We start from the raw sequence: 26,010 nt of genomic DNA on the forward strand, positions 1-26,010 counted from the left end.
TGGGCGAGCGGTTCCTTCAATGTGGTGTGTGGCGTTGGGTCCAGGCCTGCCACCCGGCGAGCAGCAACCCGAGCAGGATAAACCCTGTGGGGGCGAGGGTGGCGATGCTACTGCCGAGTAACAAGCGCGAGAGGGTGATTGCAGCCAGTAGCCCGGTTACTAGCGCGAACAGTTTAAGTTGTGCCCTGCGCTGGTGGGCGGCGAACAGGCCTTCGTGCTCAAGCAGCACGCATTGCAGGCCGATCAAGGCCAGGTATGCCCCCAGGCCCGTAGACGGGGCAAAGGCCACTGCCTGCGCCACTAGGTTGGCGCAACTGACCCAGGTGGTGGCCAGTAATACATTGGCCATCAGCTGCCACTGGCCACTGAGGCGATTGCGCACCCAGCCGCAGCTCCAGCCATGGAGCATCATGATCAGCGTCCACATAACCCAGAACGTTGCAGCGCTCGCCGGCGTGTCACTGACACCCAGCAGCGCCGGCAGCAGCAACAGGTTGCCGAGGACCAATGGCTTAGTCATGGTCGGTGCGCTCCAGCAGGGCCTGGCGGTGCTCGTCAAAATACCGCAGGGCATCGTGGATCGCGTTGATCACGGCGCGGGACGTGATGGTCGCACCGGCCATTTGGTCGAACTGGCCGCTGTCTTTCTTCAGCGCCCAAGCCTGTGGATTTTCCTGCGACAGCCCCTTGAATGAGGCAAGCCAGGGATTGCCGGGTTCGCTGATATGCCCGCCCAGCGTGGGCGTTTCCGTGTGTGCCAGGGTCATGACCCCGAGCAGCTTGGCGTTGCGGTCGATGGCAATCAGCAATTGGATGCGGCCACCATAACCCTCGACCTGGGAGCGCAGCACCACGGAGCTGGGTTTGCCGGCCAAGGTCGCGAGGTAAGCTCCCAGCAGTTGGCTGTTGTCCAGCATTGCCGAAGTAACGTCCAAGGGGCGTTCCAGCGGTTGATTGTCATAACTGCCAGCGGGCAGTACATCCAGCAACGCCCGGCTTTGCATTTCACGCTGCTGCGCGGCAATGGGCTTGGCGGTCAGCTGTTGCAGGCCAAGGGTCAGGCCTACCGCGCCGGCGGCGATCAAAAGCACGCTCAAGGCTTGCGAGGTGCGCTTCATGCTTCCACCGCCTGCGGCCGCGTCCAGCGCTCCAGTGCCGGCACTGCCAGGTTCATCATCAGCACCGCGAACGCCACGCCATCCGGGTAGCTGCCCCAGGTGCGGACCAGATAGGTCAGCAATCCCACGCCCACCCCAAACAACAAGCGGGCCCGCGCACTTTTTGCACCCGACACCGGCTCGGTGACGATAAAGAAGGCCCCGAGCATAGTGGCTCCGGTCAGCAAGTGAAACAGCGGCGAGCCATGGGAGTCCGAACCCGAGCCGTTCCAGCACAGCAGGCTGATGACAAACAGGCTGGCGAGCATGCCCACCGGCCCATGCCAGCTGAAGACCCGTTGCTGCAGTAAATAGAGGCCGCCAGCGAGAAATGCCAGGTTCACCCACTCAGTGCCTTTACCTGCGAGCTGGCCGAAAGCCGGGTGGCGGGCAAACAGCTCGTCGACAGTCAGGCTGTTATTGATGCGCAAGGCGTCCAACGCAGTGGCCCGGGCCCAGGCATCGGCGGTCTCGCCGTGCAGGCCGAACACTTGTTGCAGGCCGGCCAGCAGGTCCAGGCCGTGGGACGCCGGCCAATGGGTCATTGGCTGGGGAAAGGCCAGCAGCATCAACGCATAACCGAGCATGGCCGGGTTGAAGGGGTTTTGCTTGCCGCCATACAGGTGTTTGCCCAACAGCAAGCCACTGCTGACAGCGCCCAGGCATAACCACCACGGGCAATAAGGTGGTAGCGCCAAGGCCAGCAACACCGCGCTGACCAGGCCGCCCAAGTCGCGGGAATCATGGCCGCGCACTTGGCGCACACCGGCTTCGACGGCCCATGCACAGCTGCCGGCCAGCAACAGATTGATCAGCACGCCCCAGCCATACAGCCAGAACAGCACCAGCACGCCGGGCGTTGTGGCCAGCAATAATCGCTGCATGGCGTGTTGCTGGCGATCAACCACCTCAGGCGCTGACATGACTATCTACTTGCCGTTGGGCTTCATCCACGCGCAGCCTGGCATCCGTCAGCTCGGCGGCACTGCTGGTGGGCTGGCGCTCAAGTTTGCTCAGGTCGGCGCGGGCATAGGCCAGGGCGGTCTTCAACTGGCGCAGGTGACGGTCGATGGGCCGTTTCTCGATACGTTGCAGGTCCGGCCGGGGCTGCTCGGATTTTTCTTCGGCTGCGTGCAACACCTGTTCGGCGGCGGCCAGGGCTGCGCCGAGTGTGGTCAGTTGCTCTGCATCGGCCAGTGCGTCCTGGGCCTTTTTCAGCTCGGCGCGACGCATGGCCAGCTGGATTTTTGCGCGCTTGAGCTCAGGGTCTTTACTGGCCTGGGGGGACGCCACTGTGGGGGCGTTCGCTTCGAGGGCGGTCAATGCCTGTTCGGCGGACTCAAACTGCTGCTGCAGGATGATCAACTGCGACTGCTGCTCAAAGGTCGGCGGATGGCCAAAGGCTTTCAGGGATTTGTGCAGTTGCGCCCGGCTCATTGCCAGGTTGACCTTGGCTTTTTTTAACGCTGTGTCGATCTCTGCGGCTTTTTGTGCGCGCATGCGTTCGATGGCGGCCTGCAATGGGTCGCTATTGGCCTGCACGATGGGGGCCGGGCGTTTGCTGCGGGCCAGGCGCTCCGCCAGCTTGTGTTCTTCCTCGCGTTGCAGCCTTGCGTTGCGTTGCTCGAAGCGACGGCGGGCGCGATCACGCTTGGTCCCGCGCGCCTGGCGCTCCTCGGCAGTAATCGCGTAGCCCGCGACAATCGGCAGCACCGCGGCCAGGGGCAGCGGCAGCATGTCGATGCAGTCCACCGGGCAGGGAGCCACACACAAGTCGCAGCCGGTGCATTCATCCACGATCACGGTATGCATCAGCTTGGCCGCGCCGACAATCGCATCCACCGGGCAGGCCTGGATGCACTTGGTGCAGCCGATGCACTCGGCCTCGCGGATAAAGGCGATCTGCGCCGGGGCTTCACCACGGGAACTGTCCAGCTCCAGCGGTACCAGGTTCAACAACTGCGCCAGTTCGGCAATGGTTTCGGGGCCGCCCGGCGGGCACTTGTTGATGGCCTCGCCCTGGGCGATGCCTTCGGCGTAGGGCCTGCAACCGGGGTGCCCGCATTTGCCGCATTGGGTTTGGGGCAGCAGGGCGTCGATACGTTGAATCAGGCTCATGGTTTGATCATTGCGTTTAAGCCCAGGAATGCCACGGCCATCAGCCCGGCACTGAGCAGGTCCACGGGCAGGCCTTTAAAGGGCTGGGGGATATCGTTTTCATCTATTCGCTGGCGCAAATCGCTGAACAGGCTGAAGGTCAGCCAGAACGCCGGGCCGATGCCCAGGCTGTAGATCAGTTGGCTGGCATTGCCCGGGCCCAGGAGTACCACGCTGAGCACGCCGGCGTTAGCCAGCAGTGGCACCCATAAGCCATCGACGGGCAGGGCGGGCACGTGGCGCGAAAGCCCATTCAGCAACGGCTGGCTCAACAGGATTGCCACGGGCCCATAGGCAAACAGCCATAACGCGTCCAGCGCCAAGGGTTGCAACACGAAATGAACAAGCAGGTAGCTCGAAACACCCGTCAGCACCATCAACAGCGTGGTCGCCAACCCAAGGGCGTGTACCCGCAGTCGCTCCACCCGGGGATCTCCAGGCAGCGCCAGGCGCAGCAGGTAATGGCTGATCAGGGCGGCGCAGAGAAGGGCGACAAGCAGTTCGGTCATGGTCGAGCCGGTTAAGCAAACAGGGCCTGATTATCCGGCAAGCAGGGAGAGGGTACTAGCGCAAACCGCCCTGTCGCGGCCAATCACCGCGACAGGGCGCTTCGGGTTACTTGATGCGCTGGCCAGGCTTGGCGCCGCTGTCGGGGCTGAGCAGGTAGATTTCTTCACCGCCAGGGCCGGCTGCCATCACCATGCCCTCGGAGATGCCGAACTTCATTTTTCGTGGCTTGAGGTTGGCGATCATCATGGTCAGTCGACCATCGAGCTTGGACGGGTCCGGGTAGGCACTCTTGATCCCGGAGAACACGTTGCGTTGCTCGTCGCCGATATCCAGGGTCAGGCGCAACAGCTTGTCGGCACCTTCCACGGCTTCGGCCTTGATGATCAGTGCAACCCGCAGGTCCACGGCGGCAAAGGCGTCGAAGTCGATTTCCGGTGACAACGGATCCTTGGCCAGCTCGCCATTGCCGGCCGGGGCGGCTTCGCCGGTGTCGGTCTGGCTAGCGGTCAGGTCTTCCTTGGACGCGTCCGTCATGGCCTGCACCTTGACCGGGTCGATACGGGTCATCAGCGGCTTGAACTCGTTGAGCTGATGGTTGTTGAGCAGGCTGGCGTGGTCATTCCAGGTCAACGGCGCAACGTTGAGGAAGGCCTCGGCGTCAGCGGCCAGCAACGGCAGCACCGGCTTGAGGAAGATCACCAACTGGCGGAACAGGTTGATGCCGGTGGCGCAGATGGCCTGGACTTCATCCTGCTTGCCTTCCTGCTTGTTCAGCGACCACGGCGCTTTGTCGGCGATCCAGGCGTTGGCGCGGTCGGCCAGGCCCATGATCTCGCGCATGGCGCGGGCAAAGTCGCGGGCTTCATAGGCGTCGGCAATGCTTGGCGCGGCGGCCAGGAAGGCATCGGTCAGCTCCGGTGCGGCGTTGACCGGCACCATCACGCCAGCATTGCCCTTGTGGATAAACCCGGCGCAACGGCTGGCGATGTTGACCACCTTGCCCACCAGGTCCGAGTTGACCTTCTGCACGAAGTCTTCCAGGTTCAGGTCCAGGTCGTCGACGCCGCGGCCCAGCTTGGACGCGTAGTAGTAGCGCAGGTACTCCGGCGACAGGTGGTCCAGGTAGGTGCGCGCCTTGATAAAGGTGCCACGGGACTTGGACATTTTCTGGCCATTGACCGTCAGGTAACCGTGTACGGCGATGCCGGTCGGCTTGCGGTAGCCCGAACCTTCGAGCATCGCCGGCCAGAACAGGGCGTGGAAATTGACAATGTCCTTGCCGATGAAGTGGTACAGCTCGGCGGTGGAGTCCTTGCCCCAGAACGCGTCGAAATCCAACTCTGGCGTGCGGTCGCAGAGGTTCTTGAAGCTGGCCATGTAGCCGATCGGCGCGTCCAGCCACACATAGAAGTACTTGCCCGGCTCATCGGGGATCTCGAAGCCGAAATACGGCGCATCGCGGGAGATGTCCCACTGTTGCAGGCCAGCATCCAGCCATTCGGCGATCTTGTTGGCTACGGCGTCCTGCAGGGTGCCGCTGCGGGTCCAGGCTTGCAGCATTTCCTGGAAATCCGGGAGCTTGAAGAAAAAGTGCTGGGAATCCTTGAGCACCGGGGTGGCGCCCGAAATCGCCGACTTCGGATCCTTAAGGTCGGTTGGCGCGTAGGTGGCGCCGCATTTTTCGCAGTTGTCGCCGTACTGGTCTTCGGTGCCGCACTTGGGGCAGGTGCCCTTGATGAAGCGGTCGGCCAGGAACATTTTCTTTTCCGGGTCGAAATACTGGGTGATCGAGCGGGTGGCAATGTGCCCGGCGTCACGCAGCTTGAGGTAGATCTGGCTCGACAGCTCGCGGTTTTCTTCGGCGTGGGTCGAGTGGAAGTTGTCGAAATCCACCAGGAACTCGGCAAAGTCGGCGCTGTGTTCAGCCTGGACGTTGGCGATCAGTTGTTCCGGGGTGATGCCTTCCTTTTCGGCGCGCAACATGATGGCCGAACCGTGGGCGTCGTCCGCGCAGACATAAATGCATTGATTGCCGCGATGCTTCTGGAAGCGCACCCACATATCGGTCTGGATGTACTCAAGCATATGGCCAAGATGGATGGAACCATTGGCATAGGGCAGGGCGCTGGTGACGAGGATCTTGCGTGGCTCGGACATGGGGCTCGGCTACTTGATGAAACGGAGGTCGGCCACTATAAAGCGCCGGGAAATTTATTTCACCCCGTGAGGCTGTTTCAGGGTTTTCCAATGTCGCGAAAGCATGCCCCTCACGCCTCGGAACGGTTAGGATAGCCGCCTGTTTTAGTCTGTCTTTTCCGGGAGTAGCCCATGAGCGCCGTCAATCGCGCAGCGGTGGAAGCCGTTCTTCGCCAGTACACCGACCCCTATCTGAACCAGGACCCGGTCAGCGCCGGCTGTGTCCGGGCCATTGATGTGCAGGGCGACCAGGTTTCGGTCCAGCTTGAACTGGGCTACGCCGCAGGTCTGTTCAAGAGTGGTTGGGCACAGATGCTGCAAATGGCCATTGAAGGCCTGGATGGCGTGCGCTCGGCCAAGGTCGACATCCAATGCGTGATCGCTGCGCACAAGGCCCAGGCGCAGATCCCGGGCCTGGCCAACGTCAAGAACGTGGTGGCCGTGGCATCCGGCAAGGGCGGCGTGGGCAAGTCGACCACGGCGGCCAACCTGGCCCTGGCCCTGGCCCGTGAGGGCGCGCGGGTGGGCATCCTCGACGCCGATATCTATGGCCCCAGCCAAGGTGTGATGTTTGGCATCGCCGAAGGTTCGCGGCCCAAGATCAAGGACCAGAAGTGGTTCGTGCCGATCCAGGCCCATGGCGTGGAAGTGATGTCGATGGCCTTCCTCACCGATGACAACACCCCGATGGTGTGGCGCGGGCCCATGGTATCCGGGGCCTTGATGCAGTTGGTGATGCAGACCGACTGGGGCAACCTGGACTACCTGGTGATCGATATGCCACCAGGCACTGGCGATATCCAGCTGACCCTGGCGCAGAAAGTACCGGTGGCAGGCTCGGTGATCGTCACCACGCCCCAGGACCTGGCGTTACTGGATGCGCGCAAAGGCGTGGAAATGTTCCGCAAGGTCAACATCCCGGTGCTGGGCGTCGTGGAAAACATGGCGGTGCACATCTGCTCCAACTGCGGTCACGCCGAGCATTTGTTCGGTGAAGGCGGCGGCGAAAAGCTCGCCACCCAATATGATGTTGAATTGCTGGCGTCGTTGCCGCTGTCGATGGGCATTCGCGAGCAGGCCGATGGCGGCAGGCCGACGGTAGTTGCCGAACCCGATGGACAGATCGCCATGATCTACCAGGAACTGGCCCGTCACGTCGGGGCGCGGATTGTCTTGCAGGAAGCCAGCACCCAGGCAATGCCGACCATCACTGTCAGCGACGACTGATCGGCCTGAAGGCAGAAAAGCCTCGACCCTGTCGGGGCTTTTTCTTGCCTGGCGTAAACCTTTTGGGCGGTCGGGTGTGCATTTTCCTAATGGGCGTTGTAAGCATTCGCTTACTTTTGAGTAAGTGTTTGGTTTTTTAACCGCGCCGGGACGTCTCGAATTACCTGTGCATATTTATAACTATTTGAAAAGTAAGGTTTATTTATTTCTGTTTGAGGAGCGTGGCAGGTTGTGCTTGCGAATGGATCCCGTTGAACTTGTTCGGGAAGTCTCTAATATCAGCCCTGTGTCCACGGATTGACACAGTCATCAAGGAACGATGACTCAGGGAAGTTCGCAGGATGCGATTCATCAGGACGATGAAAAGGAACACAGGGACTAGGGAAAAATGTGGGCGGGTCAAACCGCCCCTTTTTTTTGCCCGTAGAAAAGTGAAATCCACCCCGTAGAAATGCAAAAAGGCCCGCAAGGGGCCTTTTAGAGGACATCGGCGCGATCAGCGCTCGAGGTCTGCGATCTTGCCTTTTTTGCCATCCCACTCTGCCGCATCCGGCATCGGGTCTTTGCGCTCAGTGATGTTGGGCCAGATTTCCGCCAGCTCGACGTTCAACTGAATAAATTCCTGCATCTCTGCCGGGACTTCATCCTCGGAGAAAATCGCAACGGCCGGGCATTCTGGCTCACACAGGGCGCAGTCAATGCACTCATCCGGGTGGATTACCAGGAAGTTCGGCCCTTCGTAAAAGCAGTCCACCGGACACACTTCTACGCAGTCGGTGTACTTGCACTTGATGCAGTTGTCGGTGACGACGAAGGTCATTTCTAATTTTCTCCTCAGGCGGCGGCAGCGAAACCCCTTGTGGCAGGGCTCGCGAGGTTTGGGAGCGATAGTCTGCAGGCCAGGCTAAAAGCCCGCAGCATCCCAAACCGCGCGAGATTCTATCAGCTTGCAAGCGTCTGCGTTAGACCCGTGTCTTCAGTGCATAGAGCAATTCCAACGCTTTTCGTGGAGTCAAGTCGTCCAGGTCAAGCTTTGCCAACTCATCCAGCACGGGGTGAGGCAGGCTGGCGAACATATCACTCTGCATCGGCACACCCGGTTTACTGGCGGCCTTGGCTGGGCTGGCCACCACGGTTTCGTGGGGCAGGGCGGTGGTTTCCAGGCGGCTGAGGTGCTCGCGGGCGCGCAGGATCACATCGTTCGGCACACCGGCCAACTGGGCCACGGCCAGGCCGTAACTCTGGCTGGCCGGCCCTGGCAGCACGTGGTGCAGGAACACGATGCGTTCGTTGTGCTCGGTGGCATTGAGATGCACGTTGGCCACCAATGGCTCGCTTTCCGGCAGCACGGTCAATTCGAAGTAGTGGGTGGCGAACAGCGTATAGGCCCGCAAGTGTGCCAGGCGCTCGGCGGCCGCCCAGGCCAGCGACAGGCCGTCGAAAGTGCTGGTGCCGCGCCCCACTTCATCCATCAGCACCAGGCTGCGGTCGCTGGCGTTGTGCAGGATATTGGCGGTTTCGCTCATTTCCACCATAAAGGTCGAACGGCCACCGGCCAGGTCATCACTGGAACCGATACGGGTGAAGATGCGGTCCACCAGAGACAACTCGCAACTGGCCGCCGGCACGAAGCTGCCGATATGCGCCAGCAGCACGATCAATGCGGTCTGGCGCATGTAGGTGGATTTACCGCCCATGTTCGGACCGGTGATCACCAGCATGCGCGTATCGTCGTCCAGCGACAGGTCGTTGGCCACGAACGGGGTGGTCAGCACTTGCTCCACCACCGGATGGCGGCCCTGGACAATGCGCATGCACGGCTCGCTGACAAAACGCGGGCAGTTCAGGTCAAGGTTCAGCGCGCGCTCGGCAAGGTTGCTCAATACATCCAGCTCGGCCAGGGCCGCAGCGGTGTCCTGCAACGGTGCGAGCTGGCCGATCAGGTCTTCGAGCAAGGCCTCATAGAGCATTTTTTCCCGGGCCAGGGCGCGGCTCTTGGCCGACAGCGCCTTGTCTTCGAACTCTTTGAGCTCAGGGGTGATAAAGCGCTCGGCACCTTTAAGGGTTTGGCGACGCTGGTAATCAATCGGGGCCTGCTCGGCCTGCTTGCTCGGCAACTCAATAAAGTAGCCGTGCACGCGGTTGTAGCCGACCTTCAGGTTGGCCAGGCCGGTGCGGGCTTTTTCGCGGGCTTCCAGGTCGATCAGGAACTGCCCGGCGTTTTCGCTCAAGGCCTGCAGCTCATCCAGCTCACTGTCGTAACCGGTCTTCAGCACGCCGCCGTCGCGGATGATCGCGGGCGGGTTGTCGATAATGGCTTTTTCCAGCAGCGCAGCCAGTTCCGGGTAAGTGCCGGCCGTGACAGCAAGTTGTTGCAGGTGCGGCGCTTCCAGCTCGGTCATCGCCTGTTGCAGCTCGGGCAGCACACCCAGCGCGTCACGCAGGCGCGCCAGGTCACGCGGGCGGGCATTACGCAGGCCGATCCGCGCGAGAATCCGCTCGATATCGCCAATTTCCTTGAGCTGCGGTTGCAGCTTTTCAAAGCGGTAGCCGTCCAGCAGGCAGGTAATAGAAGACTGGCGCGCCTGCAATACGGTCAAGTCGCGCAGCGGGCGGTTCAGCCAACGGGTCAGCAAACGGCTGCCCATAGCGGTCTGGCAACGGTCGACGACCGACTGCAGGGTATTGTCGCGCCCACCGGCCAGGTTGGTGTCCAGTTCCAGGTTGCGCCGGCTGGCACCATCGAGCACTACCGTGTCGTCCAGGCGCTCATGGCGCAGGCTGCGTAAATGCGGCAGGGCGGTGCGCTGGGTTTCCTTGGCGTAATTGAGCAGGCAACCGGCAGCGCCGATGGCCAGGGTCAGGGTCTCGCAACCAAAACCTTTCAGATCCTGTACGGAGAACTGCTGGCACAGGCTTTTCAGCGCCGAATCGCGCTCAAAATCCCACGGCGCGCGACGCTTGGCCCCACGGCGTTTTTCCGCCGGCAGATCCTTGGGCCAATCGTCCGGGATCATCAACTCCACCGGATTGATGCGCTCCAGCTCCGCCAGCAGGTTCTCCCAGCCCTTGATCTCCAGGACGGTGAAATTGCCACTGGTGATATCCAGCACCGCCAGGCCGAACAGCCGCTCATCCCCCAGCACCGCAGCGATCAGATTGTCGCGCCGCTCATCCAGCAGCGCCTCATCACTCACCGTCCCCGGCGTAATGATCCGCACCACCTGACGCTCCACCGGCCCCTTGCTGGTCGCCGGGTCGCCGATCTGCTCACAGATCACCACCGACTCACCCAGCTTGACCAGCTTGGCCAGGTAACCTTCCAACGAATGATAGGGAATCCCACACATCGGAATCGCCTGTCCAGCCGACTGCCCGCGCGCGGTCAGGGTGATATCCAGCAACTTGGCGGCCTTCTTCGCATCTTCATAGAAGATCTCGTAGAAGTCGCCCATGCGATAGAACATCAACTGATCAGGGTGCTGGTTTTTCAGGCGCCAGTACTGCTGCATCATCGGGGTGTGGGAGGATAGATCAGAAATTGCTTTATTCATCAGATGGTTAGCGCGATATCTGTTGGGCCGTGGGGCAAAATAGGGGTGTATCAGACAATCCGTCAGAAGTGTGGCAACACAACTGCATGACGTCGATGTCCGAAATCGTGAGGCAAGGTTACCATGCGTTCCATCGAGCTGCTGATGCAAGGCGCAGCATGGTCAGCCTTGCCTAAATCATGGCGATATGTCATCAATTTCGCATGATCGGCTAAATGAAATTGATGGAATAATTATGAGATCTACATTTCCGAGTCACTTTGCCAACGATCCTAATCGTATCAAGGCACTTTGGGCTGATTGTTTGTTTGTGGTAGATACAAATGTCCTGACGGGAATGTACAAGTACTCCGATGAAACTAGGGATGCGTTGTATAATGTTATTGAGTCGTTAGGTGACCGCCTGTGGGTCCCCTATCAGGTTATGTATGAGTTTTTGGATAATAGAGCTAAGATTGTTCATGACCAATCTAAGTTGTACTCCGCTGCCATCTCCAAGTTGGAAAGTTTGAAAGATGATTTTGAGGCTTCGACGAAACACCCTTTTGTCTCTGCGCCAACATACGAGAAATTTTGTCGGTCTTCTGAGGAGTTGATTCGAGAGCTGGAGGCTGGTAAGAAGTTTCACGAGCAGCGGATTACTAACGACGATGTTAAGGGTAGGTTGGCGTTGTTGCTGGAAGGTAAAGTTGGGCATGGTTACTCCAAAGAGACTTTGGCTGAGTTGGTGAAAGAGGGCGAGGCTAGGTATTCGCAGAGTATTCCTCCGGGATTTGAAGATAGTAATAAGCATAAGGGTACGACACTTCTCAAAGAAATACATAAGCGATATGGTGATTTAATTTTTTGGAAGCAGATACTTGATAAGGCTAAGGAGCTTTCGGTATCTGTGATCTTGGTCACTGGGGAGAAAAAGCCCGATTGGTGGTCCATCTGTGGCGGGAAGACTATTGGCCCATTGCCCGAGTTGTTGGACGAGTTTAGTGGCTTTACGGGGAAGGAGTTTTATATTTATGCGACGCATAACTTTTTAACGTTAGCGAATGAGTATTTAGAGCAAAAAACTTCTTCAGCAGCTGTGGAGGAAATTCGAGACACGGCTACTGCTGATGCTGAACTACTAAAACACTCCCTTGGTTTAATGGGGGAGTTAGTTTTTGAGTGTGATGAGGGTTCTTTCGAGTGCTTTGATGTCGAGGTCGCTGATAGCAAGTATTTTGAGGCGATGCTGGGTAGGGCGGCAGAGCAGATGATGGTACTTGAAGGTCAGATTTCTAAAGTGCGTGAATTGATTGCCAATATTGAGCCAGGGCGCTCTCCGGTTAAACTTAATCTTTATGAGCGACAACATAAGTCTATGGTGAGGCGGCGAGCCGTCTTGCATCAGCAGATGAGGGTGTTAAATGATAGGTTTATGAATCAACTTCGGGATGAGTTGATCTAGTTTGATGGCCCGCAGCTATTCAGCGACGGGCACTTTGTCAGACGTTGTTTAGGTTTTTCCAAATTGATTCTATTTCCTTCTGTGATTCAGAGTCCATCCACTTGGCATACACTTCGACCAGCATAGTGAGGTCCTTGTGCCCCATCTGCTTTGCGATGAATGCAAGGTTGCCACGCGCAGTCAGGCACCAGCAGGCATAAGTGTGGCGAGTTTGGTAAGGCCGGCGTGGGCGGATGCCTGAGCGCTTCTGGACAGCTGCCCATTTAGTATTTCAAGCGCTTGGGACGTACCAGAAGTTGATAATCTTCTTGCGCGCCTGGGTTGTAGGCGATAGCAGGGGGGTTACCTTTTCCTGTCTGCTCTCATGCCTGTTCTAGAATACCTCGATAGATCTCTTCGGGTGGTCTGCAACCAGCGTCATCAGAGTCCGACATGCTTTAACAGTTGGCGGCATCAATAGTACGGAGCGCGGTTTCCCTGTTTTGGGTACCTTAAACGTACCGTTGGCGGTAATGGCCCGGGTAATGTTGATTTGTCCGCCGTTCAGGTCAATGTCCTCAACGGCGAGGGCGCAGAGTTCACCTGGTCGAAGCCCGGTATATACCGCCAATGTGATCGCCGCCGAGTCCTGGGGGTGAAGGCACCCTTTATCGATCAGTAATTGAAACTCATCGCGAGTCAGCGGATCTGGCTCCTGACCTTGCATGGCGAACCTATTGCAGGCTTCCGACAGCCCCTTACGACAGTATCCGTTGGTCTCGCACCAGCCGAGGAACCCGGCGAATTTCGCCAGGTAGTGGTTGGCGGTGGACGGTGCTCGATCTGCGATCAGCAATGTCCGTAGCAATTGGATGTCTTCGGGTAGTAAAACGCCGGCAAGACGATCAATGCCGACCAAGGCAGTGCAGATGTCCAAGGCGTAGCCTTCTCCTCGGTCATCGGCGTGATGTCGACAGCCTTCAGCGGTTTGTATCGTTCCAGCAGTGCCCCAAGCTTTTCGTCCTTGGCGCTACTGTAGTTGGTCGCGTGCTTTGAGTTAGGAAAGTGCCGGCCATAGTCGAAGTGACCGGTTTTGATCTCATGAAGAATTGCCGCCCTTAATAGGGAGGCGTGTTTGATATTGGCTTTAGTGATCGGAAGGCCGAGGGATTCGCGGCAGCGTATACGCCGCCACATGAACACGACGCGCAAGTTACCGCCGTGTATCTCAATCCCCTTATACTTTGCCAGCTCTGTTTCTAGGCCGCTTCCTGAGGTGCGCTCTCGGCCCACTTGTCATACTCCGTCATGTTGATTGCAATGCGGCCGTCTGGTGTCTTGCGCCAGACACGGCCCAGGTGCTGTTCTTCACTTTGTGGCGGATAGCGTCTTCGCTGTAGCCAGTGAGTTCTGAAGCGCGACTGATCAGCTATGGACCTGGCTAAAGCCGATCCGTGGACGCTCCGTAAGAAGTTCAGCATTGTGATCGAGAAGACTGCTAGGGAGTTGGGCGGCACGCCTTGCCTGGAGCGGGATGAGCCTGATCCGCCTAAGCAGGAGATCTGCTGCAGCCGCATGTTTGGTAAGAGGCTGACGGAGCTGCCGCTCATCAAGGAGGCGGTGGCCACCTACATGATGTGTGCCTCTGAGAAGCTCCGCGCTCAGAACGCGCTGTGCAAGAAGATACGTGTGTACATCCGCACTGGCATGTTCAACCCAGAGGAGGCGAAGTATGCCAATGGGGTGGTGGTAAATATGCCGTATCCAACCGACGATGTCGGTTGCTTACTCAAGCAGCGGTGGGTGCACTCGACCGGATATTTCGAATAGGTTTTAAGTACAGCAAGGCTGAGGTGATGTTGTTGAACCTCTGCCAGCCTGGTGAGTACACCGATGATTTGTTTGCTATATCACAACCGGTGGAGGCGACTCGGGTGATGAAGGTGCTGGACCAGATCAATGGACGATGGGGCAGGGGGACGCTACGCTCGGCCAGTGTGCCTGTGGATACCGTTTGGAGGATGCGGCGCGATATGAAGAGCCAGAGTTATACGACCAAACTTGATCAGCTTTGGCGGGTTTCGTGCATGTAATTAGGTGCGTAGATTTTGGTTTGTATTGAAGTAAGAACGATGGGCGGTCCAAATATTTTTCATAAAATACCGCTGTCGCTTATGTGGAGACGGATGGTTTTTATGCGATTTCGGTGTGCTAGCCCTATTTGTAGGTTTTTATCAATGACGAATTGCCTTAAGCGTTGCAACTAGTTCAGGGGCGAGTTCATGAACAAAAGCGAGCTGTGCTTCTGATACCGGTTCTCCGTGTATGGCATAGGAGCATATTGAGTAGACCTCGCGTATTGCTGAGACCAATCTTGGTTCAATCAAGTTGGATTCAGATAAGTATCGTGCTAATTGCTGGACTGAAATTATTTTTCTCTGTCGTGAAGTGTCGCTAGTATCAATTTGAAGTTCTTCTGCAATTCTTCGCATCTCTAATTCAATATTATATCTTGCTGCAAACAAGAAAGCTGTGTCGTCTGGAGCTGTAATTGGAGCAGGGGGCGGAGGGAGTGGCACGCCATGTGCTGCTAAGGCATCATTGAGAGCGGATTTGATGCGGACTTCTAAATCAGGTAGTTGAGCATCTGCTGCGGGCAAAGGTAGATTGAAGTGCGGGCTGAAGGTGGTGCGTACATCTACAGCATTACGAACATCACTTCGTATTTCCAATATTTGTGCTGAAACAAAACCTTTAAGTTCATCGATTTCGTGTTTTAGTTTTAGACCAAATAAGGAGACTTCATTAAATAGTGGTGCCAGTAGTAATGCTATCCATATTATGAATACGACTATGTCCGCATGTGAGGCATGGCCTTTAGTAAGGTCGGGGTAGCGGTTGTACAAAAAGTATGTTAGGGCCGCAGTAAGCAGTATCCACCATAAAACTTTAAACCAGTTAGGAAGCTTCAATGTATAACCCTGTCGTCTTGAACGTCAATAAAATTACACTGGTGTCAAGCTCTTTCAAAAAATCAATGTGTGGTAAGCATACTCGCGGGTGGAGACGCATTGAGGGTACTTAATTCGCCGTTTATTACATGAGTATGTGGGGTTGGTCACGATGTTTCACCTTGAAGTTTCCGTTTAAAACGGTAAGTCGGAGCCGGTGTCTAAAGTTTTATGGTGGGTAGCATTGTCTGGGGTAGCGCCTGTTGTTGTGGCGGAAGCGCTATATCAGTTAACTTACACAGCATCGGTAATAAAGCTCTGTTTTGGAAAACAGTATGCTCTTTTCCCCAGTAAATGGAAAAAACGCGATTATTACTATTGGGGATAGGGTTGACCCTAGTCTGTCCTGGCCCAGAGTAAACAAAAAGCCAGTCTCCATGGTTAACCCAACCTCTTCCGAACCAGAGCATATGGTCTTTTATTGGGCTCGCAGTTCCATCTGGAGATTGATGGCCTATTAGTAGGCAGTAGTCACCTATGTCGCATGAGGTATCTACACGAATAGCGATGCGTTCGAGGTTAGGGACGCCTATATCTTGAACTTCATATATGCTTAGGCTCATCCTTGCTTTCTCTTGAAATTGACAACTATCGGTAGGAGTAGGACGCAAAACCCTAAAATGCCCAGTAAGTAGGAAGCGTTGACGCTGTTTTTGTACAAATCGACAGATATTCCTAGTAGAGGGCCGCCTATAAGCCCTGTCCACTGGCCTATCCTAGAGTTTCCATTTGCGGCTTTAAGTTGCTCATCTAGGCGTGCTGCTTTTATTTGTGAGTCGGATAACTGTCTTTGACTTTCGCGCAGTTCTCGGTTTCTACTCTCAAGTTGTAACTTTAATATCTCATTGTCGCTGTTTAGATGTTGTACGATGCCCGCGATAAAAATGGGGGCCGCGTCCTTTCCCATACTTTTAGGGCTGCTATTCACGAGGCCTTGAATCGTTGCAGATAGCACTCCCTGCAGCGGCGCGGGTTCCTGTTCAATTTGATCCTGAGCCCCTTGCTTCTGGTCGCCTGCCCCGGAACTGTTCGGTAGTGAGGGAAGTCCAGCGTTCATGTCCATTAATTCGTCTTGGAGGGGCGATGAGCCACTATAGGGGACCCGATGCCAGAGTGTCACGTACGAATCGTGATGTGATAGAGCAAAATGCTTATTGGCTCAGGGAGTGAGATCTGGTTGGAGCGTCAGTAAAGGTAAGGATTAAAACCTTGTATGTGGCCGACCTTTAAGCTTTAAGGATAGTGATGTGTTGTGATGTTCTTGGTTGTTGGTCCAGATGGATATGCCTAAGTGGGGCAAAAATGAGGCAAACCGTACGCCAATCAATGCCTATTATGCGTTTATGCAATCCAATGCATGCGGACGTTATAGCCAATAATCTCGAGCCTTTCCCTCAAGTCTCCCCACATACCCCTACACAATCGGCGTGTATGAGGACAGATCGGACGTATTTTTACTCATTGGGTAGTAGGCAAATTCGTTGAAAGTGGTGGGGCAAAGGGGGCGCTTGGCCCAGCATTTTTTGCGATGGCGGCAAGGTTAACATGTGAGGTCAGTGCTTCGCAGTTCACAAACGGCCAGGTACAACCGCATGCACCATGCACAAAATATGCAAATTAGCATTTGCCAACCCCAAAAACTCCCGTCACTATCCCATTTATGCAAAAACGCAACGTTTCTATCGTCTTAAGAGAGCTGCTCGCTCGCGACGGGATCTCCCCCACGGAGCTTCACCGGCGTACCGGCGTGCCTCAATCCACTCTGTCCCGGATTCTCAGCGGCAAGATCGTTGATCCGTCGGACAAGCACATCTCGCGTATCGCCGATTACTTCCGGGTGAGCACCGACCAGTTGCGCGGGCGCGCGGGGTCGGCGTGGCAGGATGAACGCGATCCGATGCATTCGGAGCTCAAGGATATAAGCCTGTGGGACGACGACACGCCCGTTAATGATGACGAGGTGTCGATCCCCTTTTTGCGCGAGGTTGAATTGGCTGCTGGATCAGGAAGATTCGTCATCGAGGAAAGCGAGAAGGCCAGCCTGCGTTTTGGTAAGCGCAGCCTGCGGCATAACGGTGTGCAGTTCGACCAGGCCAAGTGTGTGACGGTGCGTGGCAACAGCATGCTGCCGGTGTTGCGCGACGGGGCGACGGTGGGGGTGAATGCCGGCAAGAGCGGGATCGGCGATATCGTGGATGGTGACTTGTATGCCATCAATCACAACGGTCAATTGCGGGTCAAACAACTCTATCGCCTGCCGTCGGGGATTCGCTTGCGCAGTTTCAATCGTGACGAGCATCCGGATGAGGACTACAGCTTCCAGGATATCCAGGAGGAGCAGATCAGCATCCTCGGTCACGTTTTCTGGTGGGGCATGTACGCCCGTTAACCTCGCTCCGTAAGAAACAGCCCGCCCACGAGCGGGCTTTTTTTCGTCTGTGCAAAACCGCAAGTGCCCGCTATATAAGGGTTTTATGCGTTAACGCATTTTTGGTGGCGATATAAATGCATTTATGCATTGACTGTATATGCATACATGCATATTCTCCATCTCAAGCCAGCCAACAAGGCCTGGTGGAGGCGGCAAGGATGCTGCCAAGGAAGACAAGGAAGGCACGCAACACTGGCATGGACGCCACCGAGTGATGGCAAGGACGCCAGGCAACACCGGCAAGGATGCCGACGCTCTTTAGTTTCACGGTTTTACAACAGGCAGCGATGAACCGGCCTTGACGGTTCAGAGGGTTGGCAACTGACCCGGGTGTGCAGCGTAAAGCACCACAAGCAGTTATCCGGCAGACAGGGATCGTGGTCGGAAAAACATCGAGGAAAGATCCGTACCGCGCCAGTAGCGCCGAAAGATCCAAGGACCGCATTACTGAAAAGCCCGGGCCACCGGGCTTTTTGGAATGCCTACCGACACCCCCATCCATCTATTTAACAAAGCACCGGCCATCTGCCGGTTTTACGCATTCCAGGAGGCGTGACATGACAAACGAGCAGCAAGCGTTGGCAGAAATGCCTATCTGGCTGGTGATTATTCTGGCCCTGATTGGCGGTGTATCCGGGGAGATGTGGCGCGCCGACAAGGAGGGCGCCCGCGGTTGGTCACTGGTGCGCCGCCTGGCCCTGCGTTCCGGGGCGTGCATGGTGTGCGGGGTATCGGCGTTGATGCTGTTGTACGCCGCCGGCATGTCGATCTGGACGGCCGGTGCCCTGGGTTGCTTGACCGCCATGGCCGGCGCCGATGTCGCTATCGGCCTTTATGAGCGCTGGGCCGCCAAGCGCATCGGGGTCAACCAGCCCCCGGACTCAAAGTGATCGTTGCAAGGAAGCCACACCATGACCCTCATTGAAAAACCTTCACAACTGCCGATAGCCATCGGCCAGGCCCTGCGTGCGGCGTTTCCCGAGCTACGGGTGGGCAGCCCGCCGGGCATCCTCGCGGCGGATGAACCCTGCGTGGCAATCACCGTCGAGCGTAATGGCCCAGGCGTCCGTTCCCTGGAGGGGCGCAAGGCCCATGTGCTGTCGATTTCGCTCAAGGTCATGTCCGCCCAGGGCGCGCAGCCCTTTGATGCCTGTGACCTGGCGAGCCGGCTGATGGACCTGGTGCTGGATAACCGTTGGCAGTTGCCGGCGGCCCAGTGCGATGTGCCCGTCAATATCGTCGCGCTGCCGTCGACCCAGGTGGGGGCCGACACTGACTACGACAGTTGGACCGTGTCCTTCAACCAAACCCTCTATCTCGGCCCGCCGCTGCTTGACGACCCTATCGGCAAGCCGCTGTTTGCCTGCACGTGGGAGGTGTCGAATATCGACGACCCCGATCAATACCGGCCATTGCAGGAGTAGCCCATGTTCGATGCACTGTTACGCCTGCAACTGGCGCCCATCGTCGAGCGCCTGGCGCAGATGGAAACCCAGCTTGAGGACCTCTATCGGCGCGCCGAGAGTTTTTGCCGGATCGGCGTATGTCAGGAGGTCGACGCGGCCAGCAATACCTGCAAGGTCAGGCATGGCGAATTGCTGACCCCGGCGATTCGTTTTTTCAACCCCAGCGCCGGGGCGCAGACGGAAACGCGGATTCCCACCGTGGGTGAGCAATGCCTGCTGCTCAACTACGGTGGCGGCGAGGGCGGCGGGCAGTCGGTGGCGTTGTTTGGCCTCAACAGCGATCGCTTCCCGCCGCTGTCCAGTGTGGCCAGCCTCACGAGCCGGCGTTATCCGGACGGCACGCAAAGCGCCTACGACGCCGCCGGTCATGTACTGGATTGGAGCAACGGCCCCACGGCATTCAGTGGCTCCCGCGAGCAGGTGGAAATGAGCCTGGGTGTCGCCCGTTTGGTCATGACCGCCGCAACCATCAGCGTGCAGGTCGGTGCAGTTGGCCTGCTGCTGGATGCGTCCGGCGTGCACTTGAGTGGCCCGGTGGTGGACCACCAGGGCCGAGTTATCAGCACGGCATAAGGACTTGCCATGATCGGAATAGAGAGAAACACCGGGGCCGTGGTGGACGACTGGCCGCAATTTGTCCAGCGCGCCACCCGGGCCCTGACCACACCTTTGGGCACACGGCAGAAACGCCCGCTGTACGGTTCGCTGATCCCGCAACTTCTGGGGCAGAACCTGGGCGATGACCTGTTGATCCTCGCCCAAAGCCACGCCGCCCAGGCTTTTTACAACCCACAGAACGGCATCGCCGATTTTGATCCGCAAGTCATCGTCGCCAATCGCCAGGGCGCTGGCCTGTTGCTGCGGTTTGCCGGGACCTGGAAAAACCGCAAGCAATCCTTCGAGGTGGTGACATGAGCATGTTGATCCCCGGGCAGAACCAATTGGCGCCGCCCGACCTGATCGCCGTCGACGAATTCGAGCCGTTACTGGCGCAGTTCAAGGCGTTTGTCGTCGACTATGTCGCCGCCCGCGCCCCGCAAAGCGCGGCCAAGCTCAAGGTCAGCCTGGACAATGAGAGCGAGTTGCTGACCCTGGCCCTGGAGGCGTTTTGTGTGCGCCTGCAAACCCATGAGCGCAAGTACAACGCGCGCATCCAGCAGATGCTGGCGTGGTGGGCCAACGGCAGCAACCTGGATGCGCGCCTGGCCGATATGGGCCTGGAGCGCCAGGTGCTCGACCCCGGCGACCCGGCGGCGTTCCCGCCGGTGCCGCCGACCCTCGAAAGCGATGACGATGCCCGGCTGCGCTACTACCTGGCACCCCACGCGCCGGCCGCTGGTTCGCGCATGCAGTATCGGCGCGAGGTCTTTACCCTCGGCGAACGGCCGGTGGTGAAAGTCCACGGTACTGCGGCGGGGGTGGTCACCGTCAGCTATACCTTCGACCCGGATGGCTATGCCGCCCAGGTCAAGGACGGCAACGCCCGGCGCACCGCACCTGGGCAAGTGATGGTCACCGTGCTGTCTCGTACCGGCAATGGCACGCCGTCGGCAGATTTGCTTGAAGGGGTGCGGCGTCATTTCGCCCGGCCCGATGTACGTCCGGAAACCGATTGGGTGGCGGTGCAGGGCGCGCAGATCGTGCCGTACAAGATCCGCGTGGTGGCCAAGATCAACGCCGGCCCCGACTCGGGGCTGACGCAAGTGGCGGCCCAGCAGCTACTGCAAACCTATGCCGAATCCTGCCACTGCCTGGAAGGGCGCGTGGACCCGAGCTGGATCGACTACACCATCCACACCGCCGGGGCGGCGCAGTTGGAGATTCTCGAACCGCTGGCGCCGATTATCACCACGGCATTCCAGGCCCCGTATTGCATGGGTGTCGAGGTGGAGGTGCGCAGCTTATGACTGAACAACCTCCCAGCCTGTTGCCCGCCAACAGCTCACCGCTGGAGAAGGCGCTGGACCTGGGCTTTGGCCGACTGCTCGAACGGGTCGTCCCGCCATTCCCGGCGCTGATGAACCCGCTGCAAACGCCCGCGCCGTTCCTGCCTTACCTGGCGGCGGACCGTGGCGTCAGCGAATGGAATGCCTCTGCCAGCGAAACCGAAAAACGCCTCACGGTCGCCCTGTCCTGGCAAATCCAGCGCCAGGCCGGCACACCCAAGGCGTTGAGCCACGCGGTCGAATCCCTGGGATTCACCCCCAATATTCTGGCCTGGTACCAGCAGCGCCCGCAGGCCCAGCCCTACACCTTTGACGTGCAGGCGATCATCGGCCGCAGTTGGTCCAGTGGCGACCACAACCGTTTGATCCGCCGCATCAACGCGGCCAAGAGCGAGCGCGACCTGGCCACCATCACCCTGGTGCACGAAGTGTTCGGTGGGCTGCCGATGACCGGCGCCGCCCACCGTGCACTGAGCGACGGCGAGTTGTCGTTGTGGGGCGCGCTGCCGGAACTCGCATTGAGTTCAAGGCTAAACAGTGCGGGCATCGCCCAGCACTACACCATTAACGACTACGACCTCAGGGCGCAGCCATGACCGATGACATCACGCGCCTGGTGCGCTTCACCTCCAAGGGTTTGGATGAAGTGCTGCAGGCAAAGAACCAAGGCTTGAAAGGCGAAATCACCCACATCGCCGCCGGCACCGGCCGCTACAACCCCACCGGCAACGAAACCGCCCTGCGCAATGAGCGCCAGCGCGTAGCCATTGTGGACTACGAAGACCTGGGCCAGCGCCAACTGCGCATGGCCGCGCTGTTTGATGGCGATGGCGAATATGAAATTGGCGAGTTTGGGTTTTATCTCGCCAGCGGGACGTTGTTGGCCGTGTATTCGGTCGCGGGGCAGTTGCTGACGTATAAGGCGGCGGCGGCGCGGGTGCTGCAGAAGTTCACGTTGGATATTTCGCCGTTGCCGGCGGATAGCGTGACGATTGTGGTGGGGAGTGAAAACTTGAACGTGTTGTTGACCGAGGAGATTGCAGAGCTTGCTACGGCCAGCGTTGACAATATGGCTCGGCATGTTGGTGTGCTATTTCGAGTCATGGCTCTGGAAGCCAAGTGACGAGCGGATTAACAAGATAAGTCATATAGGGAGTTGAATATGAGTATGGAAACTACGATCACTAGTTTGGTCGCGGCTGCAAATAAGTTAACCAGCGCGATAAATGGGAAGGTCGCTGAAATAGATGCTTCTGTTTTGGCGGCGGTTCGCGCAATTCCTGAAATGTCCCGGTCATTTTATGTCGATGCGGTAGGTGGTAGCGATATGGCCTTGGGATCGGTGGAGGCCCCGCTCAAATCTATTAAAGAGGCGATGGGGCGATCTAATATTACCCCTTATGTAACGATTTACCTGAAGGCAGCTCAGACGCATGAGTATGCGGCTCCTACTGAGCAAACCCCTTACTGGTCAATCGCGAATAAGCTGGTTTTCATGAGGTATGGTTCAGGGAGTAATCCGGTTTTTTCTCCAAAGGTTGGCGAATATATGGCTGGTAGTTCAAATATTCACTTCTTGTCGCTCGAGGGGGGCAGTGTCTACTTTCGATTCGTTGATGTTGTTATGCCGACTGTATTAAAAGCAGGAACGTCTGGTTGGTATTCCTTCGCTTCATCTCTGTTTCATCGCGCACATGGTCCGGCCGCTTCCGTGCAGGGCTCGGTTACCTTCTCGGGGAGTAAGCTGACGTTGGGTGCGGTAAACGTTTTTTACTCAGGGTACTCTGCTAACTATAAGGTGGAGCTTACGTCCTCCGTTGTGGATGCGGATTTTTCAACGAAATTTGCTGAGTTGGCCGGCGCTACGATGTTGTTGTCGGTATTTGCCTCGTCGATTACAGGAAATAAAACTTGGTCGCACCTTGTGACTGGTTTGGTAAAAGACTCCGGAGGGAGTCTGTCCAATTTGCTGAGTAATGTTGGCAACGTCGTAGCTGCTGGAGTTTGATGATGATTAAAGAATTCAGAAATAAAGATCAGACTTTCTACAATGTGACTGTAGGGCAGTTGCTTGAGATGGGGTTTTCTAAAGCCGAAGTCGACACCGCTTTGCAGATCGAACAGGCTGCTGATTTGGCTTTCAATCGTCGCCAGGCCTACCGAGTAGATGCGGACCCGCTCTATATGGAGTGGCAGTACGATCAGACCGAGGCCAAGGAGAAAGCATGGCGGGCTAAAGTCGCCGAAATCAAGGCTCGTTACCCACTGCCGGGTGAGTAAACCGGCAGCAATCACAAACACCGCGAAAGCGGTTTTTTTTCGCATCCAAGAAAGCCCCATCGCTGGGGCTTTCGCGTTTCTGGAGTCTCCCATGGCCAACCGCCAAACCTACACCGTCCTCATCCCATTCCCCACCGGAGGTGGCCACTGGTCCACCGTCGGCCAGGAACTGGACCTGCTGGACGTCGAAGCAACCGCCCTGCGCACCGCCGGCCGTCTGGAACTGACCAGCGTGCTGGCTGCCGCCCAAGACACCCCACCGGCCAAGAAGGCCGTCACCAAGAAGGCTGAATAATCATGGCTGAGGTTTTGAACTTCGAGCATAACGGCATCACCGTCAATGCCAGCGAATCCCCCGAGGCTATGGGTGGCCTGGGTGACAACGTGATCGGTCTGGTCGGCACCGCGCCCAATGCGCACCTGTCGATCCCGAAAAACGCCCCATTCCGTATCAATAGCTTCACCGCCCAGGCGCTGCTGGACCCGACCGGCGCCGAGTCGGGCACGTTGTTTCATGCGGTGTACCAGATCCTCAAAGTGGTCAAGGTGCCGGTGTATGTGGTGATCGTCGAAGAGGGCGCCACCCCGGCCGATACCCTCAACAACGTGATCGGCGGCAATGAGCCGGTGACCGGTCGCAAACTGGGCCTCGCGGCGCTTGGCAGCGTGCCCGAAGACCTGACCATCATCGGCGCCCCGGGCTTTACCGGGACCAAGGCTGTTGCCGGTGAATTTGCCGCGTTCGGCAAGCGCATCAAGGCCCGTGTGGTGCTGGACGGCAAAGACGCCAGCGTCGCCGACCAAGTGACCTACAGCGGCGAGCTGGGTGGCGAAGGCCTGGGTTTCGACCGCTGCCTGCTGGTGCACAACATGCCGTCGGTGTACTCCAAGGCGGCGAAGAAAAACGTGTTCCTCGCGCCGTCGTCCCTGGCCATCGCCGCATTGGCCAAGGTCAAGCAGTGGGAAAGCCCGGGCAATCAGGTGACCTTCGCCGAAGACGTTTCCCGCGTGGTCGAGTACAACATCCTCGACACCTCCACCGAAGGCGACCAGCTCAACCGCTACGGCGTGAGCTACTACGCGCGCACCGTCCTCGGCGGCTTCTCGCTGCTGGGTAACCGCTCCGTCACCGGCAAGTTCATCAGCTATGTCGGCCTGGAAGACGCCATCAGCCGCAAGCTGGTCAAGGCCGGGCAGAAAGCCATGGCGCACAACCTGACCAAGTCGTTCATGGACCAGGAGGTCAAGCGCATCAACGACTGGCTGCAAACCCTGGTGGCCGACGAAACCATCCCCGGTGGCAGCGTGTACCTGCACCCGGAACTCAACAGTGTCGAGAAGTACAAGAACGGCACCTGGTTCATCGTGATCGACTACGGCCGCTATGCGCCGAACGAACATATGGTTTATCAACTCAATGCCCGCGATGAAATCATCGAGCAATTCCTGGAGGACGTTCTCTAATGTTTACCAACCGAGTAAGACAGGCCATTGCGGCCACCCTCCAGGGCCTGCCGCTGTCGGCGACCGTCGAGGAATTCACCCCGCCGAAGATCGAGTTCGACATGGAGCCCATGTCCGGCGGGCGCTTTATCGCCGAGGAAATGGCCAAGAGTGCCAAGGTGCTGAACGCCAAGCTGGTGCTGCAAGGCGCCGGTCCCGAAATCATGCTGGCCCTGGGCGTGCGCCTGGGCGAAGACATCCTGCTCAACGTGCGCGAAGCGGGCCAGGACCAGGACGGCAAGACCTACTTCACCTACCACACCGTCGGCGGCAAGCTCAAATCCCTGGAGGAAGCCAAGCTGAAGATGGGCGAAAAGGCGACCACCACCCTGGATCTGTCCTGCCGCACCTACCATCGCCTGGACAACGGCGTGCCGGTGATCGACATCGACGTGCGCACCCAAAAGTTTGTGCTCAACGGCGTCGACATCCTCGGCGATGCCCGGCGTGCGGTGTTGATGCCGTAAACCTTTCCACGAATCGGAAATAGGCACGGCCAGTGTGGGAGCAGGCACGCCAGCTCCCACATTGACCGTGTCCACGTGTTCAACATTGTTCATCAAGGAATTTCGCCCATGGCCTGGAAGCCACCCCTGCATATTCTGCTGGCGCCCATCACCGCCGACAGCGGTGCGACGATCGAGCAGATCCAACTCAAACCCTTGTTCTACGCCCCACAAAAACAGGCGCTGGCCCGTGCGGGCGATGACGAGGACGATCAATTCTTCGAACTGGCCAAGCTGGCCACCGGCCTTTCGGAAAAAGAACTCGACCAACTCAAGCGCCCGGACTACGTGAGCATCGTGCAGTACGTGCACGACCTGTCGACGCGCCCGGCTTCGTTCTTCCTGGAAGGTTCCACCGAGCCCGGCGAACAGGTGCAACTGCTGCTGCCACTGGACGTGGCCGGCCGCGTGTTGACCAGCGTCACCCTGGAAATGCCCGCCCTGCGCGCCACCAAGGTGATGAAAAAGCTCGCCACCAACAAAGAGCGCGCCGAGTTCATTACCTCGCACTGCACCGGCCTGATGATCCCCGACCTGGACGGCCTGACCGTGCCGGACTGGACGGAGCTGCAGGAGCGCATCGAAGATTTTTTAAACAAACCGGCGGACTTCTTTCGCAGCGCGATATCGAAGTAATCCTCGA

Annotated in this window: 27 protein-coding genes and 2 pseudogenes; 17 read left to right on the top strand and 12 right to left on the bottom strand. The window is 57.9% G+C overall.

What is annotated here, in order from left to right:
- Positions 1–16 precede the first annotated feature (16 nt).
- From HBO19_RS02075 to metG, 6 genes are all read right to left on the bottom strand, one after another.
- Positions 17–520: an Rnf-Nqr domain containing protein gene (locus tag HBO19_RS02075; RefSeq protein ID WP_170056803.1), complete on the bottom strand. Its 504-nt coding sequence runs from the start codon at positions 518–520 to the stop codon at positions 17–19.
- On the bottom strand, positions 513–1,118 hold the full coding sequence (locus HBO19_RS02080) for an RnfABCDGE type electron transport complex subunit G (RefSeq protein ID WP_170056804.1): 606 nt from the start codon (positions 1,116–1,118) through the stop codon (positions 513–515). The genes HBO19_RS02075 and HBO19_RS02080 overlap by 8 nt, the downstream gene beginning before the upstream one ends.
- Positions 1,115–2,080, bottom strand: a complete 966-nt coding sequence (locus tag HBO19_RS02085) for an RnfABCDGE type electron transport complex subunit D (RefSeq protein WP_170056805.1) — start codon at positions 2,078–2,080, stop codon at positions 1,115–1,117. The genes HBO19_RS02080 and HBO19_RS02085 overlap by 4 nt, the downstream gene beginning before the upstream one ends.
- Entirely contained in the window at positions 2,067–3,275 is a 1,209-nt protein-coding gene (rsxB, locus tag HBO19_RS02090) for an electron transport complex subunit RsxB (protein WP_170056806.1), read from the bottom strand. The genes HBO19_RS02085 and rsxB overlap by 14 nt, the downstream gene beginning before the upstream one ends.
- A complete protein-coding gene (locus tag HBO19_RS02095; RefSeq protein WP_170056807.1) occupies positions 3,272–3,823 on the bottom strand; it encodes an Rnf-Nqr domain containing protein in 552 nt (183 codons plus the stop codon). The genes rsxB and HBO19_RS02095 overlap by 4 nt, the downstream gene beginning before the upstream one ends.
- A 106-nt stretch (positions 3,824–3,929) precedes the next feature.
- Positions 3,930–5,981 (bottom strand): methionine--tRNA ligase, encoded by a 2,052-nt coding sequence (gene metG / locus HBO19_RS02100; RefSeq protein ID WP_169954436.1) that lies wholly within the window; start codon positions 5,979–5,981, stop codon positions 3,930–3,932.
- 171 nt (positions 5,982–6,152) lie between these two features.
- Here metG and apbC point away from each other — a divergent pair, with 171 nt between their 5' ends.
- Positions 6,153–7,247: an iron-sulfur cluster carrier protein ApbC gene (gene apbC, locus HBO19_RS02105; RefSeq protein WP_169954435.1), complete on the top strand. Its 1,095-nt coding sequence runs from the start codon at positions 6,153–6,155 to the stop codon at positions 7,245–7,247.
- Positions 7,248–7,743: 496 nt separating this feature from the next.
- Here apbC and fdxA read toward each other — a convergent pair whose 3' ends face one another.
- Positions 7,744–8,067 (bottom strand): ferredoxin FdxA, encoded by a 324-nt coding sequence (gene fdxA, locus HBO19_RS02110; protein ID WP_003208688.1) that lies wholly within the window; start codon positions 8,065–8,067, stop codon positions 7,744–7,746.
- A gap of 142 nt (positions 8,068–8,209) precedes the next feature.
- Entirely contained in the window at positions 8,210–10,789 is a 2,580-nt protein-coding gene (gene mutS / locus HBO19_RS02115; RefSeq protein ID WP_170057089.1) for a DNA mismatch repair protein MutS, read from the bottom strand.
- 247 nt (positions 10,790–11,036) lie between these two features.
- On the opposite strand from mutS, the gene HBO19_RS02120 reads away from it, so the two are divergent.
- Positions 11,037–12,245 (top strand): PIN-like domain-containing protein, encoded by a 1,209-nt coding sequence (locus HBO19_RS02120; RefSeq protein ID WP_170056808.1) that lies wholly within the window; start codon positions 11,037–11,039, stop codon positions 12,243–12,245.
- A gap of 37 nt (positions 12,246–12,282) precedes the next feature.
- Here the strand turns inward: HBO19_RS02120 and HBO19_RS28685 are convergent.
- Together HBO19_RS28685 and HBO19_RS28385 are read right to left on the bottom strand one after the other, a co-directional pair.
- Positions 12,283–12,951, bottom strand: a pseudogene (locus tag HBO19_RS28685) (site-specific integrase).
- 122 nt (positions 12,952–13,073) lie between these two features.
- On the bottom strand, positions 13,074–13,517 hold the full coding sequence (locus tag HBO19_RS28385) for a DUF3596 domain-containing protein (RefSeq protein ID WP_346266477.1): 444 nt from the start codon (positions 13,515–13,517) through the stop codon (positions 13,074–13,076).
- Between the two features lie 132 nt (positions 13,518–13,649).
- Here HBO19_RS28385 and HBO19_RS02130 point away from each other — a divergent pair.
- Positions 13,650–14,317 (top strand): annotated as a pseudogene (locus HBO19_RS02130) (DUF4113 domain-containing protein); the annotation flags it as partial.
- 141 nt (positions 14,318–14,458) lie between these two features.
- Here HBO19_RS02130 and HBO19_RS02135 read toward each other — a convergent pair.
- Both HBO19_RS02135 and HBO19_RS02140 read right to left on the bottom strand, forming a co-directional pair.
- The gene (locus tag HBO19_RS02135; protein ID WP_170056809.1) at positions 14,459–15,196 is read right to left on the bottom strand and encodes a hypothetical protein; all 738 of its coding nucleotides are present in this window, start codon (positions 15,194–15,196) and stop codon (positions 14,459–14,461) included.
- 598 nt (positions 15,197–15,794) lie between these two features.
- Positions 15,795–16,298, bottom strand: coding sequence for a hypothetical protein (locus HBO19_RS02140; protein WP_170056810.1), 504 nt, complete (start codon positions 16,296–16,298; stop codon positions 15,795–15,797).
- 597 nt (positions 16,299–16,895) lie between these two features.
- Between HBO19_RS02140 and HBO19_RS02145 the strand changes: the two genes are divergently transcribed.
- The 14 genes from HBO19_RS02145 to HBO19_RS02210 all read left to right on the top strand — a co-directional run bounded on the left by HBO19_RS02145 (position 16,896) and on the right by HBO19_RS02210 (position 26,003).
- Positions 16,896–17,624, top strand: a complete 729-nt coding sequence (locus tag HBO19_RS02145) for an XRE family transcriptional regulator (protein ID WP_170056811.1) — start codon at positions 16,896–16,898, stop codon at positions 17,622–17,624.
- 599 nt (positions 17,625–18,223) lie between these two features.
- The gene (locus tag HBO19_RS02150) at positions 18,224–18,556 is read left to right on the top strand and encodes a phage holin family protein (RefSeq protein WP_032858418.1); all 333 of its coding nucleotides are present in this window, start codon (positions 18,224–18,226) and stop codon (positions 18,554–18,556) included.
- 21 nt (positions 18,557–18,577) lie between these two features.
- The gene (locus HBO19_RS02155) at positions 18,578–19,090 is read left to right on the top strand and encodes a hypothetical protein (protein ID WP_170056812.1); all 513 of its coding nucleotides are present in this window, start codon (positions 18,578–18,580) and stop codon (positions 19,088–19,090) included.
- A gap of 3 nt (positions 19,091–19,093) precedes the next feature.
- Positions 19,094–19,705 (top strand): phage baseplate assembly protein V, encoded by a 612-nt coding sequence (locus HBO19_RS02160; protein WP_170056813.1) that lies wholly within the window; start codon positions 19,094–19,096, stop codon positions 19,703–19,705.
- Positions 19,706–19,714: 9 nt separating this feature from the next.
- Positions 19,715–20,047, top strand: coding sequence for a hypothetical protein (locus HBO19_RS02165; RefSeq protein WP_057439347.1), 333 nt, complete (start codon positions 19,715–19,717; stop codon positions 20,045–20,047).
- A complete protein-coding gene (locus tag HBO19_RS02170) occupies positions 20,044–21,039 on the top strand; it encodes a baseplate J/gp47 family protein (protein ID WP_169954577.1) in 996 nt (331 codons plus the stop codon). The genes HBO19_RS02165 and HBO19_RS02170 overlap by 4 nt, the downstream gene beginning before the upstream one ends.
- The gene (locus tag HBO19_RS02175) at positions 21,036–21,674 is read left to right on the top strand and encodes a phage tail protein I (RefSeq protein ID WP_170056814.1); all 639 of its coding nucleotides are present in this window, start codon (positions 21,036–21,038) and stop codon (positions 21,672–21,674) included. Before HBO19_RS02170 ends, HBO19_RS02175 begins: the two co-directional genes overlap by 4 nt.
- Positions 21,671–22,201 carry a phage tail protein gene (locus HBO19_RS02180; RefSeq protein WP_057958619.1) on the top strand — a complete coding sequence of 177 codons (531 nt, stop codon included), beginning with the start codon at positions 21,671–21,673 and terminating at the stop codon, positions 22,199–22,201. The genes HBO19_RS02175 and HBO19_RS02180 overlap by 4 nt, the downstream gene beginning before the upstream one ends.
- 39 nt (positions 22,202–22,240) lie before the next feature.
- Complete coding sequence (locus tag HBO19_RS02185) at positions 22,241–23,086, top strand: hypothetical protein (RefSeq protein WP_170056815.1); 846 nt, start codon at positions 22,241–22,243, stop codon at positions 23,084–23,086.
- A gap of 2 nt (positions 23,087–23,088) precedes the next feature.
- Positions 23,089–23,358, top strand: coding sequence for a hypothetical protein (locus HBO19_RS02190; RefSeq protein WP_170056683.1), 270 nt, complete (start codon positions 23,089–23,091; stop codon positions 23,356–23,358).
- A gap of 91 nt (positions 23,359–23,449) precedes the next feature.
- A complete protein-coding gene (locus tag HBO19_RS02195) occupies positions 23,450–23,653 on the top strand; it encodes a hypothetical protein (protein ID WP_170041847.1) in 204 nt (67 codons plus the stop codon).
- A 2-nt stretch (positions 23,654–23,655) separates the two neighbouring features.
- On the top strand, positions 23,656–24,822 hold the full coding sequence (locus tag HBO19_RS02200; protein WP_170056816.1) for a phage tail protein: 1,167 nt from the start codon (positions 23,656–23,658) through the stop codon (positions 24,820–24,822).
- Positions 24,822–25,328, top strand: coding sequence for a phage major tail tube protein (locus HBO19_RS02205; protein WP_170041848.1), 507 nt, complete (start codon positions 24,822–24,824; stop codon positions 25,326–25,328). Before HBO19_RS02200 ends, HBO19_RS02205 begins: the two co-directional genes overlap by 1 nt.
- A gap of 108 nt (positions 25,329–25,436) precedes the next feature.
- Positions 25,437–26,003, top strand: a complete 567-nt coding sequence (locus HBO19_RS02210) for a phage tail assembly protein (RefSeq protein ID WP_170056817.1) — start codon at positions 25,437–25,439, stop codon at positions 26,001–26,003.
- Positions 26,004–26,010 lie beyond the last annotated feature (7 nt).

The organism is Pseudomonas sp. WS 5021 (genome assembly GCF_012985535.1).
In the GTDB taxonomy this organism is placed as follows: domain Bacteria; phylum Pseudomonadota; class Gammaproteobacteria; order Pseudomonadales; family Pseudomonadaceae; genus Aquipseudomonas.

Bases quoted from the DNA above. Each gene is read 5' to 3' on its own strand.
- HBO19_RS02075 (WP_170056803.1), bottom strand. From the start codon at position 520: ATGACTAAGCCATTGGTCCTCGGCAACCTGTTGCTGCTGCCGGCGCTG.
- HBO19_RS02080 (WP_170056804.1), bottom strand. From the start codon at position 1,118: ATGAAGCGCACCTCGCAAGCCTTGAGCGTGCTTTTGATCGCCGCCGGC.
- HBO19_RS02085 (WP_170056805.1), bottom strand. From the start codon at position 2,080: ATGTCAGCGCCTGAGGTGGTTGATCGCCAGCAACACGCCATGCAGCGA.
- rsxB (WP_170056806.1), bottom strand. From the start codon at position 3,275: ATGAGCCTGATTCAACGTATCGACGCCCTGCTGCCCCAAACCCAATGC.
- HBO19_RS02095 (WP_170056807.1), bottom strand. From the start codon at position 3,823: ATGACCGAACTGCTTGTCGCCCTTCTCTGCGCCGCCCTGATCAGCCAT.
- metG (WP_169954436.1), bottom strand. From the start codon at position 5,981: ATGTCCGAGCCACGCAAGATCCTCGTCACCAGCGCCCTGCCCTATGCC.
- apbC (WP_169954435.1), top strand. From the start codon at position 6,153: ATGAGCGCCGTCAATCGCGCAGCGGTGGAAGCCGTTCTTCGCCAGTAC.
- fdxA (WP_003208688.1), bottom strand. From the start codon at position 8,067: ATGACCTTCGTCGTCACCGACAACTGCATCAAGTGCAAGTACACCGAC.
- HBO19_RS02120 (WP_170056808.1), top strand. From the start codon at position 11,037: ATGAGATCTACATTTCCGAGTCACTTTGCCAACGATCCTAATCGTATC.
- HBO19_RS02140 (WP_170056810.1), bottom strand. From the start codon at position 16,298: ATGGACATGAACGCTGGACTTCCCTCACTACCGAACAGTTCCGGGGCA.
- HBO19_RS02145 (WP_170056811.1), top strand. From the start codon at position 16,896: ATGCAAAAACGCAACGTTTCTATCGTCTTAAGAGAGCTGCTCGCTCGC.
- HBO19_RS02150 (WP_032858418.1), top strand. From the start codon at position 18,224: ATGACAAACGAGCAGCAAGCGTTGGCAGAAATGCCTATCTGGCTGGTG.
- HBO19_RS02155 (WP_170056812.1), top strand. From the start codon at position 18,578: ATGACCCTCATTGAAAAACCTTCACAACTGCCGATAGCCATCGGCCAG.
- HBO19_RS02160 (WP_170056813.1), top strand. From the start codon at position 19,094: ATGTTCGATGCACTGTTACGCCTGCAACTGGCGCCCATCGTCGAGCGC.
- HBO19_RS02165 (WP_057439347.1), top strand. From the start codon at position 19,715: ATGATCGGAATAGAGAGAAACACCGGGGCCGTGGTGGACGACTGGCCG.
- HBO19_RS02170 (WP_169954577.1), top strand. From the start codon at position 20,044: ATGAGCATGTTGATCCCCGGGCAGAACCAATTGGCGCCGCCCGACCTG.
- HBO19_RS02175 (WP_170056814.1), top strand. From the start codon at position 21,036: ATGACTGAACAACCTCCCAGCCTGTTGCCCGCCAACAGCTCACCGCTG.
- HBO19_RS02180 (WP_057958619.1), top strand. From the start codon at position 21,671: ATGACCGATGACATCACGCGCCTGGTGCGCTTCACCTCCAAGGGTTTG.
- HBO19_RS02185 (WP_170056815.1), top strand. From the start codon at position 22,241: ATGAGTATGGAAACTACGATCACTAGTTTGGTCGCGGCTGCAAATAAG.
- HBO19_RS02190 (WP_170056683.1), top strand. From the start codon at position 23,089: ATGATTAAAGAATTCAGAAATAAAGATCAGACTTTCTACAATGTGACT.
- HBO19_RS02195 (WP_170041847.1), top strand. From the start codon at position 23,450: ATGGCCAACCGCCAAACCTACACCGTCCTCATCCCATTCCCCACCGGA.
- HBO19_RS02200 (WP_170056816.1), top strand. From the start codon at position 23,656: ATGGCTGAGGTTTTGAACTTCGAGCATAACGGCATCACCGTCAATGCC.
- HBO19_RS02205 (WP_170041848.1), top strand. From the start codon at position 24,822: ATGTTTACCAACCGAGTAAGACAGGCCATTGCGGCCACCCTCCAGGGC.
- HBO19_RS02210 (WP_170056817.1), top strand. From the start codon at position 25,437: ATGGCCTGGAAGCCACCCCTGCATATTCTGCTGGCGCCCATCACCGCC.